The organism is Limnohabitans sp. 15K, assembly GCF_002778285.1.
Classification (GTDB): Bacteria; Pseudomonadota; Gammaproteobacteria; order Burkholderiales; family Burkholderiaceae_C; genus Limnohabitans_A.
On sequence record NZ_NESM01000001.1, the window covers coordinates 830,783 to 845,633 of the forward strand.

The 14,851-nt window shown below is 58.5% G+C and carries 14 protein-coding genes; 5 read left to right on the forward strand and 9 right to left on the reverse strand.

The window, feature by feature from the left end:
* The first annotated feature begins 42 nt into the window (after positions 1-42).
* Entirely contained in the window at positions 43-1,083 is a 1,041-nt protein-coding gene (locus B9Z40_RS03905) for a CDP-6-deoxy-delta-3,4-glucoseen reductase (protein ID WP_100171979.1), read from the forward strand.
* Positions 1,084-1,213: 130 nt separating this feature from the next.
* Positions 1,214-2,179, forward strand: coding sequence for a tripartite tricarboxylate transporter substrate binding protein (locus B9Z40_RS03910; protein ID WP_100171980.1), 966 nt, complete (start codon positions 1,214-1,216; stop codon positions 2,177-2,179).
* Positions 2,180-2,244: 65 nt separating this feature from the next.
* Here B9Z40_RS03910 and B9Z40_RS03915 read toward each other — a convergent pair whose 3' ends face one another.
* The 7 genes from B9Z40_RS03915 to B9Z40_RS03945 all read right to left on the reverse strand — a co-directional run bounded on the left by B9Z40_RS03915 (position 2,245) and on the right by B9Z40_RS03945 (position 10,373).
* Complete coding sequence (locus B9Z40_RS03915) at positions 2,245-2,961, reverse strand: ABC transporter ATP-binding protein (RefSeq protein ID WP_100171981.1); 717 nt, start codon at positions 2,959-2,961, stop codon at positions 2,245-2,247.
* Position 2,962: 1 nt separating this feature from the next.
* Positions 2,963-3,748, reverse strand: a complete 786-nt coding sequence (locus B9Z40_RS03920; RefSeq protein WP_233204775.1) for an ABC transporter ATP-binding protein — start codon at positions 3,746-3,748, stop codon at positions 2,963-2,965.
* 11 nt (positions 3,749-3,759) lie between these two features.
* On the reverse strand, positions 3,760-4,836 hold the full coding sequence (locus B9Z40_RS03925; RefSeq protein WP_100171983.1) for a branched-chain amino acid ABC transporter permease: 1,077 nt from the start codon (positions 4,834-4,836) through the stop codon (positions 3,760-3,762).
* A gap of 11 nt (positions 4,837-4,847) precedes the next feature.
* A complete protein-coding gene (locus B9Z40_RS03930) occupies positions 4,848-5,777 on the reverse strand; it encodes a branched-chain amino acid ABC transporter permease (RefSeq protein WP_100171984.1) in 930 nt (309 codons plus the stop codon).
* A gap of 186 nt (positions 5,778-5,963) precedes the next feature.
* Positions 5,964-7,262: a replication-associated recombination protein A gene (locus B9Z40_RS03935; RefSeq protein ID WP_100172900.1), complete on the reverse strand. Its 1,299-nt coding sequence runs from the start codon at positions 7,260-7,262 to the stop codon at positions 5,964-5,966.
* Positions 7,263-7,278: 16 nt separating this feature from the next.
* The gene (gene lolA, locus B9Z40_RS03940; RefSeq protein ID WP_100171985.1) at positions 7,279-7,965 is read right to left on the reverse strand and encodes an outer membrane lipoprotein chaperone LolA; all 687 of its coding nucleotides are present in this window, start codon (positions 7,963-7,965) and stop codon (positions 7,279-7,281) included.
* A gap of 5 nt (positions 7,966-7,970) precedes the next feature.
* Positions 7,971-10,373, reverse strand: a complete 2,403-nt coding sequence (locus B9Z40_RS03945) for a DNA translocase FtsK (RefSeq protein ID WP_100171986.1) — start codon at positions 10,371-10,373, stop codon at positions 7,971-7,973.
* Between the two features lie 165 nt (positions 10,374-10,538).
* Between B9Z40_RS03945 and trxB the strand changes: the two genes are divergently transcribed.
* From trxB to rpmG, 3 genes are all read left to right on the forward strand, one after another.
* On the forward strand, positions 10,539-11,498 hold the full coding sequence (trxB, locus tag B9Z40_RS03950) for a thioredoxin-disulfide reductase (RefSeq protein ID WP_100171987.1): 960 nt from the start codon (positions 10,539-10,541) through the stop codon (positions 11,496-11,498).
* A gap of 180 nt (positions 11,499-11,678) precedes the next feature.
* On the forward strand, positions 11,679-11,912 hold the full coding sequence (gene rpmB / locus B9Z40_RS03955) for a 50S ribosomal protein L28 (RefSeq protein ID WP_019430503.1): 234 nt from the start codon (positions 11,679-11,681) through the stop codon (positions 11,910-11,912).
* A gap of 26 nt (positions 11,913-11,938) precedes the next feature.
* The gene (gene rpmG / locus B9Z40_RS03960) at positions 11,939-12,109 is read left to right on the forward strand and encodes a 50S ribosomal protein L33 (RefSeq protein ID WP_006298735.1); all 171 of its coding nucleotides are present in this window, start codon (positions 11,939-11,941) and stop codon (positions 12,107-12,109) included.
* A 100-nt stretch (positions 12,110-12,209) separates the two neighbouring features.
* Here rpmG and B9Z40_RS03965 read toward each other — a convergent pair whose 3' ends face one another.
* A complete protein-coding gene (locus tag B9Z40_RS03965) occupies positions 12,210-13,421 on the reverse strand; it encodes a fatty acid desaturase (protein WP_100171988.1) in 1,212 nt (403 codons plus the stop codon).
* A gap of 111 nt (positions 13,422-13,532) precedes the next feature.
* Positions 13,533-14,831 carry an RsmB/NOP family class I SAM-dependent RNA methyltransferase gene (locus B9Z40_RS03970; RefSeq protein ID WP_100171989.1) on the reverse strand — a complete coding sequence of 433 codons (1,299 nt, stop codon included), beginning with the start codon at positions 14,829-14,831 and terminating at the stop codon, positions 13,533-13,535.
* Positions 14,832-14,851: the final 20 nt, after the last annotated feature.

The following is a 14,851-nucleotide window of genomic DNA, read 5'->3' on the forward strand; positions in this document are numbered from 1 at the left end:
GGGGTTCCGGGTCGAATTCACACCCGCAAGGATACCGAAAAGATGAGCTTTCAAATTTCTGTGCAGCCCAGTGGCCGCAATTTCACCGCCGACGCCCATGAAACGCTGCTGGCCGCCGGCATTCGCCAAGGGATTGGTCTGCCCTATGGCTGCAAGGACGGCGCTTGCGGTTCGTGCAAATGCAAAAAGCTCTCGGGTACGGTGGTGCACGGTCCACACCAAGACAAAGCCCTGTCGGCAGACGAAGAAGCCCAAGGCCTGGTGCTGACCTGCTGCGCCACCGCCCAAAGCGATGTGGTGCTCGAATCCAAACAAGTGACGGCCGAGGGTGCCCTGCCCGTCAAGAAAATGCCGGTGCGCGTGGTCAGCTTGGAGAAAAAATCACACGACGTGATCGTGCTGAAACTGCAACTGCCCGCCAACGACGTGATGAAGTTCCACGCGGGCCAGTACATCGAGTTCTTGCTGCGTGACGGCTCGCGCCGCAGCTACAGCATGGCCAACGCCCCGCACACCCTCGAGGTGGCGCCCCCCACAGTAGAACTGCACATCCGCCACATGCCCGGCGGCAAGTTCACCGACCCGGTGTTCACCACCATGAAGGAAAAAGACATCCTGCGCGCCGAAGGCCCGTACGGCAGTTTTTACCTGCGTGAAGACAGCGACAAACCCATGGTGCTGCTGGCCTCGGGCACGGGCTTTGCACCCATCAAGGCGCTGATCGAGCACATGCAACACCGCGGCATCACCCGCCCGGCCACCTTGTACTGGGGGGGCCGCCGCCCAGCCGACTTGTACATGGCCGATTGGGTGGAAGCCCGCTTGGCCGAGATGCCCAACTTGCGCTACGTGCCGGTGATCTCGAACGCCGAGGCCGAAGACCACTGGACAGGCCGCACAGGCTTTGTGCACCAGGCCGTGCTGCAGGACTTCCCAGACCTGTCGGGCCACCAGGTCTATGCCTGTGGTGCCCCCATCGTGGTGGATTCGGCCAAGCGCGACTACGTGGCGCAAGGTGGATTGCCCGAAGAAGAGTTTTACGCCGATTCGTTCACCTCCGAGGCGGACAAGGCGAAGGCTTGATAGACCAGCGTCTTGGTGGGAGGCTGCCCCTGCAGCCGAATGACCGATCCAGCTACGGCAGACATTCGCGAGCAGGGGCTCGCTCCCACAAAAAGCCTTTGCACTGACCCTATTTCGCCAGGAGCCTGAAATGACTTTGATCACCCGCCGCCAGTTTGCTGCCGCGTCTCTTGCACTCAGCACCCCCGTGTGGGCGCAAGGCAAGCCCATCCGCATCATCGTGCCCTACGCAGCGGGCGGCGCGATAGACGTCACCGCGCGTGCTTTGGCCGAGCGCGTCAAAGACAGCTTGGGCACCGTGATCATTGAAAACCGCCCCGGTGCTGGCGGCAATTTGGGCGCGGATCTGGTGGCCAAAGCTGCGCCCGATGGTTTGACGATCGGCATCGCGGCCACGGCCACACACGCCATCAACCCTTGGCTGTTTGCCAAGATGCCTTACGACGCCAGCCGCGACTTTGCGCCCATCACGCAAATGCTGCGTGTGCCCAATGTGTTGGTCATGAACGCAGAAACCGCACAACGCCTGAAGATCAGCACGCTGGCCGATTTGGTGGCTTATGCCAAAGTCAACCCCGCCAAGCTGAACTTCGGCTCCGGTGGCAACGGCAGTGCGGGTCACCTGGCTGGCGAGATGTTCAAGCGGGCTGCGGGTATTTTTGCAGTGCACATTCCCTACAACGGTGGCAACCCCGCGCAGCTGGCTTTGTTGTCGGGGCAGGTGGACTTCAACTTCGACAACTTGGCCACGGCAGCCGCCAACATCAAGGCAGGCCGCCTGAAAGCCCTGGCCGTGACCACTGGACAGCGCAGCAACGCCCTGCCCGATATCCCGAGCATGAGTGAAACCCTGAAAGACTTTTCGATCGACACTTGGTGGGGTCTGGTGGCGCCTGCGGCCACGCCCCGCGATGTGGTGGACCGTTTGAACAAGGCTTTTGTGATCGCCCTGCAAGCCCCTGAGACCAAAACACGCTTTGCCCAACTGATGGCCGAACCTGTGGGCAACACACCCGAACAGTTTGGTACGTTCATGAAAACAGAGTTGGCACGTTATGAAAGCGTGGTCAAAGCCAGCGGTGCACGGGTGGATTGAGATCGATCTGATCGCTGAATGCAAAAAGCCCGGCATGCCGGGCTTTTTGTTAACCTCAGAGCGACTCACTCGCCCAAATAGGCTGCGCGCACCTTGGGGTCTTCGAGCATGTCTTTGCCCACACCGGTCATGGTGATCAGGCCGGAGTCCATCACATAACCACGGTCGGCAATCGCCAAGGCACGGCTGGCGTTTTGCTCCACCAGCAACACCGTGACGCCTTGGGCGTACACATCGCGCACCACTTCAAAGATCTTGTCGACCATGATGGGCGACAAGCCCATGGAGGGTTCGTCCAACAACAAGACTTTGGGGCGGCTCATCAAAGCACGGCCCATGGCCAGCATCTGCTGCTCGCCACCGGACATGGTGCCCGCCAGCTGGTCCTTGCGCTCGCGCAGACGCGGGAAGATGGTGAACATCTTCTCGATGTCGTCCGCAATGCCACTGGCGTCTGAGCGGATGTAAGCGCCCATTTGCAGGTTCTCGGTGATGGTCATGCGGGTGAACACGCCACGGCCTTCCGGCACCATGGCCAGACCTTGCTTGACCAAATCCCAAGGGCCCTGGCCCTTGATGCTTTTGCCCAGGTACTCGATGTCGCCTGTTTGCAAGGGCAAGGTACCGGTGATGGCTTTCATGGTGGTGGTTTTGCCCGCACCGTTGGAGCCGATCAGAGACACCAACTCGCCTTCGCGCACCTCCAAGCTCACGCCTTTGACGGCCTGAATGCCGCCATAGCCGACTTGCAGGTCTTTGACTTTCAAAAGGATGTCGGCCATCTCAGTGTCCTCCCGTGCCCAGATAGGCTTCAATCACTTTTTCATTTTTCTGCACATCGGCCGGCGTGCCTTCGGCAATTTGTTTGCCGTAGTCGAGCACGGTGACACGGTCACACAAGCCCATGACCAGCTTCACATCGTGTTCGATCAGCAAGATCGTGCGGTTGTCTTTGCGGATTTGGTCGATCAACTCGCGCAGTTGCACTTTTTCGGTGGCATTCATGCCGGCTGCAGGTTCATCGAGCGCAATGAGCTGCGGGTCGGTGGCCAAGGCACGGGCAATTTCCAGGCGGCGCTGGTCACCATAAGACAGCGTGCGGGCTTTGTAATCGGCGTATTTGCCGATGCCGACATAGTCGAGCAACTCTTGCGCACGTTGGGCAATCTGGGCCTCTTCGGCCTTGAAGCTGGGCGTGCGGAAAATCGCGCCCAGCAAACCCGAATGGGTGCGCACATGGCGGCCCACCATGACGTTTTCCAGAGCCGTCATTTCCGCAAACAAACGGATGTTCTGGAAGGTGCGGGCAATGCCTGCCTTGGCCACTTCATGGACCGCCGTGGGCTGGTAAGGCTTACCTGCCAGCTCAAAAGTGCCGCTGTCAGGCGTGTACAGGCCGGTGATCACGTTAAAGAAGGTGGTTTTGCCTGCGCCGTTGGGGCCGATCAGGCCATAGACCTGACCGCGTTGAATGGTCATGCCCACGTCGGTGAGGGCTTGCAAACCGCCAAATCGCTTGGAGATACCAGAGACGTTCAGAACGGTGTCTTGGTTGGCTGTGGGGTTCATGTTCTGCTCCTTCATTTCGTCTTGAGCGATTTGCCATGCTCAGGCGAAGGCCACAGCCCACGAGGACGCATCAACATGATCACGATCATGGCCAAAGCCACAAGCAGCTGGCGCATGATGGAGGCGTCCAGACGACCACCCGTCATCTCCTGCAAAGGACCCGCCACATAGCGCAGCACTTCGGGCAAAGCCGACAGCAAGATCGCGCCCAAAATCACGCCAGGCAAATAGCCCAAGCCACCCAGCACCACCATCGCCACGATCATCACCGACTCCATCAGGCTGAAGGACTCGGGCGAGATGAAGCCCTGAAAGCCTGCGAACATGGCCCCCGACACGCCACCGAAGGTAGCGCCCATGCCGAAAGCCAACAGCTTCAAGTTGCGGGTGTTCAGTCCCATGGCTTTGGCGGCGATTTCGTCTTCGCGGATCGCCATCCAGGCGCGGCCAATGCGGGACACTTCCAAGCGGTGCGAAACCAGAATGGTGACCAACACCAAGCTCAGGAAAAGGTAGTAGTACAGCGATACCGAAGCGACTTCGAAGTCACCGATCATCAGCTTTTTGCCCAGATTCAAACCAAAAATCGAAATAGGATCGATTTGGTCCAAGCCTTTGGGCCCGTTGGTGATGTTGACGGGGTGGTCCAGGTTGTTCATGAACACGCGGATGATTTCACCGAAGCCCAGGGTCACGATGGCCAGGTAGTCACCGCGCAGCTTGAGCGTGGGCGCACCCAGCAACATGCCAAACAAACCCGCCAATGCGGCCCCAACGGGCACGATCAGCCAAATCGGCATGTGCATGCCTTGTGGAAACGTTGCCGCAACCCACGCAAAGGTGTTGAACAAGTGGGGAGACGAGAGCAAGCCGTACATGTAGGCCCCCACCGCAAAGAAAGCCACATAGCCCAAATCGAGCAAACCGGCATAGCCCACCACGATGTTCAGGCCAATGGCCAGCAAGATGTAGAGCAAGGCCATGTCAGCGATGCGCACCCAGGCGTTGCCAAAAATCTGCAAGACCAAAGGCAAGGCCAACAGGGCCGCACCGATCAGCAAAAATTGAAGTGTTTTGTTGTTTTTCATGCTCCCCTCCATCAAGCGCGATCGGCCACACGTTCACCCATGAGGCCCGAGGGGCGCAGGGTCAACACGATGATCAAAACAATGAAAGCAAAAATGTCGGTGTAGTGGCTGCCCAGCACCCCGCCGGTCAGGTAACCGATGTAGCCCGAACCGATGGCCTCGATCAGGCCCAGCAAAATACCGCCAATCACGGCCCCAGACAAGTTGCCAATGCCACCGAACACCGCGGCAGTGAATGCTTTGAGACCCGGCAAGAAACCCATGGCGTGTTGCGCCGTACCGTAGTTGGAGGCGTACATCACGCCTGCAATGGCCGCCAAGATCGCACCGATCACGAAGGTGGCCGAAATCACCATGTCGGGCTTGACGCCCATCAAGGCCGCTACACGCGGGTTCTCAGACGTGGCCCGCATGGCACGACCCAAGCGGGTGTAATTGACCAACCACATCAATACGGCCAGTGACACGGCCGTGACGCCCAAAATCATGATTTGGGTGGGTGTGATGACCACACCGCCCATGTTGATGGGTGTACTCGACAGCAAAGTGGGGTAAGCCTTGTAGTTGGGTTTCCAGATGATCATGGCCAAGGTCTGCAGCAAGATGCTCATGCCGATGGCGGTGATCAGGGGGGCCAACTTGGGGCTGTTGCGCAGCGGCCGGTAAGCGATTTTTTCGATCGAGAAATTCAAAATGACAGCCACCACACAAGCGATCAAGGTGGCCAAAATCAAAATGACCCACCCTGGTGCGCCAGGCATGGCGTCGCGCATCATGCCGATGGCAGACCAGCTGGTCAAAGCGCCCACCATCAGCACCTCACCGTGCGCAAAGTTGATCAGGTTGATGATGCCGTACACCATGGTGTAGCCCAAGGCCACCAAGGCGTACATGCTGCCCATGACCAGGCCATTGATGACCTGCTGGAGGAAGACGTCCATAAATTTCTCCGTGTTTTGACCCGCGCTTAACGGGGCTTCGCTTTGGTTGTTGTTCTAAGCCAGGCCCACCTTTTGGGCGAGCCCTGACCATTAGCAAAAAACCCCGCCAGAGATTGCAGACACCGGGCGGGGTGGCGGGATTGTAGTGAAAGAAAGTATCCCTACAGTATTCATATCGGTCAGGAATTACCCTGTGGCCGCATTTTTGTTGCGCAGCGATTCCAATTTGTCGGCAATTTTGATTTCAAGACCTCTGCGAACCGGCCTGTAAAAACCAGGATCGGGCATGCCATCGGGCAAATAACGCTCACCCGCCGCAAAGCCATCTTCCTCGTCGTGGGCGTAGCGGTAGCCTTTGCCGTAGTCCAGGTCTTTCATCAGCTTTGTAGGGGCGTTGCGCAGGTGCATGGGCACAGGTCGGGTGCCATCTTGTTTGACCCAAGCCTTGGCTTCTTTGAAGGCTTTGTAAGCCGCGTTGGACTTGGGCGCCATGGCCAGATAAATCACACATTGCGCCAGCGTCAACTCCCCTTCGGGGCTGCCCAAACGCTCGTACACATCGGCGGCGTCCAGCGCCATGCGCAGCGCACGCGGGTCGGCCAATCCGATGTCTTCACTGGCCATGCGGATCAGGCGACGGGCCATATAACGCGGGTCTGCACCACCATCGAGCATGCGCACAAACCAATACAGCGCGGCGTCGGGGTCTGAGCCGCGCACCGACTTGTGCAAGGCGCTGATGGTGTCGTAAAACTGCTCACCGCCTTTGTCGTAGCGCCGCATGCGCTCACCCAAAACCCGCATCAGCCAGGCGTCCGTCACCGGATCGATGCTTTCCTGTTTGGCCGCCATGGCCAAGGTCTCGAGCGTGTTGAGCAACCGCCTGGCATCGCCATCGGCGTAGGCCAACAAACGCGTCAAGGCTTCGGGCTCGACAGCAGGGATCGCTTGAATACCCTGGGCACGTTCCACGATGTGGCTCAGGTCGTCCTCGGTCAAAGGCTGCAACACATAGACCGCTGCCCGAGAGAGCAAGGCCGAATTGACCTCGAAAGACGGGTTTTCGGTGGTCGCACCGATGAAGGTGAACAAGCCGCTTTCCACATGCGGCAAAAACGCGTCTTGCTGGCTCTTATTGAAGCGGTGCACCTCGTCCACAAACATGATGGTCCGCTGCGGATGCAAACCCGTTCTGGCGGCCTCGGCCTTTTCCACGGCTTCGCGGATGTCTTTGATGCCCCCTAAAACGGCGCTGATGCTCAAAAACTGGGCATCAAACGCGTCGGCCATCAAACGGGCGATGGTGGTTTTGCCCACGCCGGGCGGCCCCCACAAAATGCAGCTGTGGGGTTGGCCTGACTCAAATGCAAGGCGAAGCGCCATGCCTTCGCCGAGCAAGTGCTGTTGACCGATCACCTCACCCAAGTGGCGCGGGCGCAAACGCTCTGCCAAGGGGGCATGGGGCGTCAAATTGACCGTGGTCATGGCAAGTTGGCCGGCATCAAGGTCGGATGACATCGACGCCCGCTGGGGCCTTGAACACGAAGGTGCTGGCGGGCAGCAAGGGATTGGTCTCAAAAACCGTGAAAGTGAGCAAGGAACGCTGACCCAAACTGTCTTGCACATCGAGCACCACCAGCTCAGGGCCTGCCGGCACTGCACGCAAACCCACCATCACCGATCGAATTTGACCATCTGGCGATTGGGGGGTGGCCCGCACCCACTGCAGGCCATCGCGATCGGGCTCGGGGGTGAATTGAAAATCGTTTTTAAGGGCCTGCAAATCAGACGCGGACGTCAACAAAGCCGCCGGTGTGGCCCCCAGCACCTGCGACTGAGGTCGCGCTGTGACCTGGTTCAAATCCACATCGTGCAGCCAGAGGGTCTGACCATCGGCCACCAAGGTTTGAACGAAGGGCTTGCGGTAATCAAAGCGGAATTTGCCGGGGCGTTGAAACTCAAAACCGCCGCTTGAGTTTTTGGCACGCGCCACTTGACCTGGGCGGGTGGGCGACGTGACCACTTGGGTGAACTGTGCTCGACCGCTGCGGGCTTGCTTCATGAACTGGGCCAACAGGTCCACACTGTCGGCATGCGCCAAAGAGCCCCAAGCCCAAAACGTGCAACCCAAGCAGGCCTTCGCCAGCAAACCCAAGGCAAGACGTCGCGAGCAAAAATTGTTTGTCATGGCGCTCACTCTGCCCTTGCGGGCACCAAAATCTCACGCTGGCCGCTGCCACTCATGCTGCTGACCAAACCGGCTTTTTCCATGTCTTCCACCAAGCGGGCGGCTCGGTTGTAGCCAATCTTGAGGTGGCGTTGCACCAGTGAAATGCTGGCCTTGCGGTTCTTCAAAACCACCTCGACAGCTTGGTCGTACATGGGGTCTTTTTCAGCGTCGTCACCTTCGCCGAGCATGCCGCCATCGTCATCGACCGTGCCGCCTTCAAGCACGCCTTCGATGTAGTCGGGCTCGCCTTGGCTTTTCAGGTAGCTGACCACGCGGTGCACTTCCTCGTCACTGACAAACGCGCCGTGCACGCGAATGGGGAAGCCCGTGCCCGAGGGCATGTAGAGCATGTCGCCCATGCCCAACAGTGCTTCTGCCCCCATTTGGTCCAAGATGGTGCGGCTGTCGATCTTGCTCGACACCTGAAACGCGATGCGGGTCGGGATGTTGGCCTTGATCAAACCCGTGATCACGTCCACGCTGGGGCGTTGGGTGGCCAAGATCAAATGGATACCGGCGGCACGGGCCTTTTGGGCCAGGCGTGCGATCAGCTCTTCGATCTTCTTGCCCACCACTATCATCAGGTCGGCCAATTCGTCGATCACCACCACGATGTGCGGCAGGCGTTTGAGCGGCTCGGGATCGTCCGGCGTCAGGCTGAAGGGGTTGTAGATGAATTCTTCGCGGGCCGTGGCTTCGTCGATCTTGACGTTGTAGCCCGCCAGGTTGCGCACACCCATCTTGCTCATGAGTTTGTAGCGCTTTTCCATTTCGGCCACACACCAGTTCAGGCCGTGCGCAGCTTGGCGCATGTCGGTCACCACAGGGGCCAGCAAGTGCGGAATGCCTTCGTAAACCGACATTTCCAGCATCTTGGGGTCGATCATCAAGAGACGCACATCGCGGGCTTCGGCCTTGTACAGCAGGGACAAAATCATGGCGTTGATACCCACCGACTTGCCCGAACCCGTGGTACCCGCCACCAAGACGTGCGGCATCTTGGCCAGATCGGCCACCACCGGGTTGCCGATGATGTCTTTGCCCAAGCCCATGGTCAGCATGGACTTGGCCTCGTGGTAGACCTGCGAGCCCAGAATTTCGCTCAGCTTGATCGACTGACGTTTGGCATTGGGCAATTCCAAGGCCATGAAGTTTTTACCGGGTATCGTCTCAATCACCCGGATAGACACCAGGCTGAGTGAGCGCGCCAAGTCTTTGGCCAGATTGACCACCTGCGAGCCTTTGACGCCTGTGGCAGGTTCAATCTCGTAACGCGTGATCACCGGACCCGGCGCAGCGGCCACCACACGCACCTCCACACCAAAGTCCTTGAGTTTTTTCTCAATCAGGCGGCTGGTCATCTCCAGCGTTTCGGGGGACACCGTTTCTTGGCGGATGGACAGGCTGTCGAGCAAATCGACTTGCGGCAATTTGCTGTCAGGCAGTTCGGTGAACAAGGGTTTTTGACGCTCCTTCACCACACGATCGCTGCGCGGCACATCCACAACAGCGGGTTCAATGACCCGAGGCGCAGGCGGCGGCACTGGCAATGGCACCGGCTCCAGGTCCAGTTGTCCCTCAGGTGCGGGGGTCAAAGGGTTCATATCCCACTGCGGCTCAATCGGTTGCGAAGGCATGGCCTGTTCGCGCTCACGCAAAGCCTGCTGGCCCAAAGCCATGTCCTCTTCCATCTCGCGCTTGACATGGCGAGAGCGGATCAAACCATCGATGCGTGAACCCACCGCCTCGGCCAAATGGCCCCACGAAAAACGGAAAACCAAAGCCATACCGGCGACCACGAGTACCAAACCCGCCAGAGCAGCACCCGTAAACCCCAGCCAGTGGACCAGGGCAGAGCCCGTCAAATAGCCCACAACGCCCCCGCTGTGACCTGGCAGGTTGGCTTCTAAACGGTACAAACGCGCCCATTCAAGGCTCGTGCTGGCAAGCAAAAGCAAGACCAAGCCCAAGCAAAATGACCATGCATTGCCCCGCCCCGGAGAGGACGGATGGGGCGTTTCATCGGTTCTGCCCCCCCGCATCCAACGCGCCAAGCCCACCAACCAAGCCCGCGACGCGGCTGCCAAACACCACCACGCGGAGTAACCCAAGGAAAAATAAGCCAAATCGGCCAACAGGGCCCCGGCGCGTCCTGTCCAGTTGCGCACTGACTGTCCGTTGCCCGAGGTCGACCAAGCCGGGTCGCCAGGTTGGTAGCTGAGCAATGCCAAAAGGCACAGCAACAGGACCGCTCCGCCGATCAACAAAGCGATTTCTTGGGCAAAACGCGCCCAAAAAGTCGGTGGTGTTTCCAGCGCATCGGCCCGAGCCGTGGGATGGGTCAATGTGTGCAGTGAGTAAGTCATAAATTAAGCCGCAAGCTTACCCGATCAAACCCTGCATGGGCGCGCTCCCTCGCCCTGCCTGTAACCCTCTGTGATCGATGTGATTGGGTGTTTCTTACAATCGGTGCATTCGGTGCTTTGCACCGATTTTGTCTTTTCACCGATTGCCCCACCCGATTGCCCCACATGTCCGCCAATACCAAACACGCACAAGTCTTGATCCTCGGCTCAGGCCCTGCCGGATACACCGCCGCTGTCTACGCCGCCCGCGCCAACCTGAAACCCCTGTTGATCACCGGCATGGCCCAAGGCGGTCAGCTGATGACCACCACCGAAGTGGACAACTGGCCCGCCGACGTGCACGGCGTTCAAGGCCCCGACCTGATGCAGCGCTTTCAGGAACACGCCGAGCGCTTCAACACCGAAATTGTGTTTGACCACATCCACACGGTGAAACTGGACCAGCGCCCCTTCACCCTGATCGGCGACAGCGGCACCTACACCTGTGACAGCCTGATCATCGCCACAGGCGCTTCGGCCAAATATTTGGGCCTGCCGTCTGAAACCGCCTTCATGGGCCGCGGCGTGAGCGGCTGCGCCACCTGCGACGGCTTCTTTTACCGCGAACAACTTTGCTGCGTGGTCGGCGGTGGCAACACCGCTGTTGAAGAAGCCCTGTATTTGTCGAACATCGCCAGCAAGGTCTATTTGATCCACCGCCGCGACAAGTTCAAGGCAGAACCCATCTTGGTCGACAAACTGATGGACAAGGTTGCCGCAGGCAAGATCGTGCTGAAAACCTTCCAAACCCTGGAAGAAGTGTTGGGCGACGCTTCAGGCGTGACCGGCGTGCGTCTCAAAAGCACGGTCGATGGCAGTCTGGAAGACGTGGAACTCAAAGGCTGCTTCATCGCGATTGGCCACTCACCCAACACCGACATCTTCCAAGGTCAGCTTGAGCTGGAAAACGGTTACATCGTGACCCAAAGTGGCCTGAAGGGCTTTGCCACACAGACTTCGGTGCCAGGCGTTTTTGCCGCAGGTGACGTGCAAGACCACGTTTACCGTCAAGCCATCACCAGCGCTGGCACAGGCTGCATGGCGGCGCTCGATGCACAACGCTTCTTAGAGCAAAACGAGGCCTGATTTCTGGTTATAATCCAAGGCTTTGCTGCTTCTGCCCGAGTCTTTGGTTTGGGGCCACAGGCACAGTGATCTGGGATACCGCCACCCATCTTGGCGAGGTGAGGCTGGAACGCCAGGCCCCATGCAAGTCTGCATGAGGCCCATCGGCACCAGCTGTTTTAAAAGTATCGGAGTGTCCACATGGCACGCGTTTGCGACGTAACGGGCAAAGGCCCAATGACGGGAAACAACGTTTCCCACGCCAACAACAAAACCAAGCGCCGGTTCTTGCCGAACCTGCAATACCGTCGTTTCTGGGTTGAAACAGAAAACCGTTGGGTGCGTCTGCGCGTTTCCAGCGCAGCTCTGCGCCTGATCGACAAAAATGGCATCGATGCCGTTCTCGCAGACCTGCGTGAACGCGGTCAAGCCTAAACCCAGAACATTAGGAGTCATCTACCATGGCAACCAAAGGCGGACGCGAAAAAATCAAGCTGGAATCCACAGCTGGCACTGGTCACTTTTACACGACCAGCAAAAACAAGAAAACAATGCCCGAGAAAATGTCGATCATGAAGTTCGACCCCAAAGCTCGCAAGCACGTTGAATACAAGGAAATCAAGCTGAAGTAATTCGGCCTGAGCCTTCTCACAAAAACCCGCCTCTGGCGGGTTTTTTGTTGCCCAAAATAAAAGGGCCCGAAGGCCCTTTTCACTTGAACGCGGTTAGCGATCAAGCAGCTTGACGCACGGCACGCAGCTTGACCGAGAAGTCCCGCAATGCGGCGATGCCGCTTTCTTCGGCGTTGCGGCACCAGGCCTGCAGGTCGCTTGCCAGCTGCTCACGCGAGTGCGAGGTGTTGAGCCAGATTTGGCTCAGTTCTTCGCGCATTTGCACCATCTTGTCCAGCGCAGGGCTGGCTGCACGCGCCAGCTTGAGCTGAGCTTGGGCAGCAGCGGGCACTTTTGCGGCATCGCGGTGCAACCAACGCTTGGCCGTTTGTACGGCATCGGCATCGAGTTTGAGTTTGCTGGCCTCTTCTGCCATCACCGCTCGCACATGGCGGGCATAACCGGCCATGACTTCATAGCGGTTGGCAATCAGGGCTTCCAGCGTCTTTTCGTCGGCCACAGGGCGGATGTCGCCGTAAGCCAAACGAGGGGGGGTCTTTTTAACCGTCGCCAAACCCAAAGTTTCGAGGGTGCGGATGTACAACCAACCGATGTCAAACTCATAGGGCTTGACCGACAACTTGGCCGAAGTGGGGTAAGTGTGGTGGTTGTTGTGCAACTCTTCGCCACCGATCAAGATGCCCCAAGGCGAAATGTTGGTGCTGGCGTCGTGCGCCTCAAAGCTGCGGTAACCCCAGTAGTGGGCAGCGCCGTTGATGATGCCGGCGGCCGTGATCGGGATCCAGGCCATTTGCACGGCCCAGACCGTCAGGCCCAAGAAACCGAACAAGGCCACATCGATGATCAGCATCAAAGCCACGCCTTGCCAGGAAAAGCGGGTGTAGAGATTGCGCTCAATCCAGTCATCCGGTGTACCGTGGCCAAAACGCTTGATCGTGTCGAGGTTTTTGGATTCCTTGCGGTACAGCTCGGCGCCGGTGAACAACACGGTCTTGATGCCGTACACATGCGGGCTGTGCGGGTCTTCGGCTTGTTCGCACTTGGCGTGGTGCTTGCGGTGAATAGCAGCCCACTCTTTGGTCACCTGGCCGGTTGTCAGCCAGAGCCAAAAACGGAAGAAGTGCGAAGGAATAGCGTGCAGGTCCAAAGCCCGGTGGGCTTGGTGACGGTGCAAGTAAATGGTGACACTGGCGATGGTGATGTGGGTGAGACCCAAAGTGATCAACACCATTTGCCACCAGGAGAAATCGAACAAGCCGTGGCCCATCCATTGGATGATCGAATCCAAAAAAGCCGAATCAGGCAAGAACATGCGTTTGTCTTTCTACGAAGCCTGATTTCAGGCAATTTCTCAATTTTAAGTTTTTCAGCTGACAAAGGACAGCTGTTTCAAGTCAATTCACCAAGAAGCAATCAAAAAGAATTACTTCTTGACCCAGACTGCCGCGAAAAAACCGTCCGTGGCATGGCGATGGGGCCACAAGCGCAAGAATGTGCCGCCCGGCACGGTATCTTGGGCGGCATCTTCCGAGGCCGCAGGTGAGCACAAACTGGCCGCATTCGGCACCTTGAGCCTGTCCAGCTCTTGGGCCACATTCAGCGGCACAAAGTCGGGGTTGGCGGCGCTGAAGGCTTGCGCGATCAGCTCGTTTTCTTCGGGCAAAACGCTGCAAGTGGCGTAAACCAAGCGTCCACCCGACTTGACCATGCGCGAAGCACTTTGCAGGATGGCTTGCTGCTTCTCGGTCAACTCTTGAACAGCTTGGGGCTTTTGACGCCATTTTAAGTCGGGGTTGCGGCGCAAGGTGCCCAGCCCCGAGCACGGCGCATCGACCAACACACGGTCAATCTTGCCGGCCAAACGCTTGACGCGGTCATCACGCTCATGCGCAATGGCGGCCGGGTGCACATTGGACAAGCCACTGCGCGCCATGCGGGGCTTGAGCGCATCCAATCGGTGGCCCGACACGTCAAAAGCGTACAAACGGCCCGTGCTGCGCATGGCCGCGCCCAGCGCCAGCGTTTTGCCGCCTGCACCCGCGCAAAAGTCCACCACCATCTCGCCGCGGTGCGCGTCCACCAGCAAAGCCAGCAATTGAGAGCCTTCGTCTTGCACTTCGATTGCACCCCGGGTGAAGGCATCGGTTTTTTGCAGGGCTGGTTTGCCTTCCAGGCGCAAACCCCAAGGCGAATAAGGGGTGGGTGTGGACGCGATACCGGCTTGCGCCAATTCTTTTTGAATCTCGCTGCGCTTGGCCTGAAACATGTTGACCCGCAAATCCAGCGTGCCCGCTTGTTGCAGGTTCTCGGCCAAGGCCCAGAAATCCTCGCCCAATTGGGCCTGCAGGGCTTGTGCCATCCACTCGGGCAAATTGTGGCGGTGGGGGGCCATCAAGGCGTCGGCCGGAATGGCGTCGCAGGTGGCCAACCACTTTTTCTCGGTGTCGTTCAAGGCTGAGGCCAAGAAGTCGCGTGGGCCAAAAAAGCCCAAAATGGCCAGCTTGCGCTCTTTAGCACCAGAACCCGAGCGGGCCAATTGCTCAAACAGCAGTTTTTTGCGCAGCACCGCAAAGGCGGTTTCAGCCAAGGTGGCCCGTTCACGGGGGCCGAGGGAGCGGTGTTCACGAAAGTAGCGCGACACCACGGCGTCGGCAGGATGTTCAAATTGGAGAACCAGCCTGACCAAATCGGCGCAGGCGTCTAAAAGGGCTTTTGGATGCATAGGGGTGCATTGTCCCATCT

Excerpts from the sequence above, each read along its gene's own strand:
- B9Z40_RS03935 (WP_100172900.1), bottom strand. The coding sequence starts at position 7,262 with ATGACCACGGTCAATTTGACGCCCCATGCCCCCTTGGCAGAGCGTTTG.
- B9Z40_RS03965 (WP_100171988.1), bottom strand. The coding sequence starts at position 13,421 with ATGTTCTTGCCTGATTCGGCTTTTTTGGATTCGATCATCCAATGGATG.
- B9Z40_RS03945 (WP_100171986.1), bottom strand. The coding sequence starts at position 10,373 with ATGACTTACTCACTGCACACATTGACCCATCCCACGGCTCGGGCCGAT.
- B9Z40_RS03925 (WP_100171983.1), bottom strand. The coding sequence starts at position 4,836 with ATGAAAAACAACAAAACACTTCAATTTTTGCTGATCGGTGCGGCCCTG.
- B9Z40_RS03915 (WP_100171981.1), bottom strand. The coding sequence starts at position 2,961 with ATGGCCGACATCCTTTTGAAAGTCAAAGACCTGCAAGTCGGCTATGGC.
- B9Z40_RS03970 (WP_100171989.1), bottom strand. The coding sequence starts at position 14,831 with ATGCATCCAAAAGCCCTTTTAGACGCCTGCGCCGATTTGGTCAGGCTG.
- trxB (WP_100171987.1), top strand. The coding sequence starts at position 10,539 with ATGTCCGCCAATACCAAACACGCACAAGTCTTGATCCTCGGCTCAGGC.
- B9Z40_RS03905 (WP_100171979.1), top strand. The coding sequence starts at position 43 with ATGAGCTTTCAAATTTCTGTGCAGCCCAGTGGCCGCAATTTCACCGCC.
- lolA (WP_100171985.1), bottom strand. The coding sequence starts at position 7,965 with ATGACAAACAATTTTTGCTCGCGACGTCTTGCCTTGGGTTTGCTGGCG.
- B9Z40_RS03930 (WP_100171984.1), bottom strand. The coding sequence starts at position 5,777 with ATGGACGTCTTCCTCCAGCAGGTCATCAATGGCCTGGTCATGGGCAGC.
- rpmB (WP_019430503.1), top strand. The coding sequence starts at position 11,679 with ATGGCACGCGTTTGCGACGTAACGGGCAAAGGCCCAATGACGGGAAAC.
- B9Z40_RS03920 (WP_233204775.1), bottom strand. The coding sequence starts at position 3,748 with ATGAACCCCACAGCCAACCAAGACACCGTTCTGAACGTCTCTGGTATC.
- B9Z40_RS03910 (WP_100171980.1), top strand. The coding sequence starts at position 1,214 with ATGACTTTGATCACCCGCCGCCAGTTTGCTGCCGCGTCTCTTGCACTC.
- rpmG (WP_006298735.1), top strand. The coding sequence starts at position 11,939 with ATGGCAACCAAAGGCGGACGCGAAAAAATCAAGCTGGAATCCACAGCT.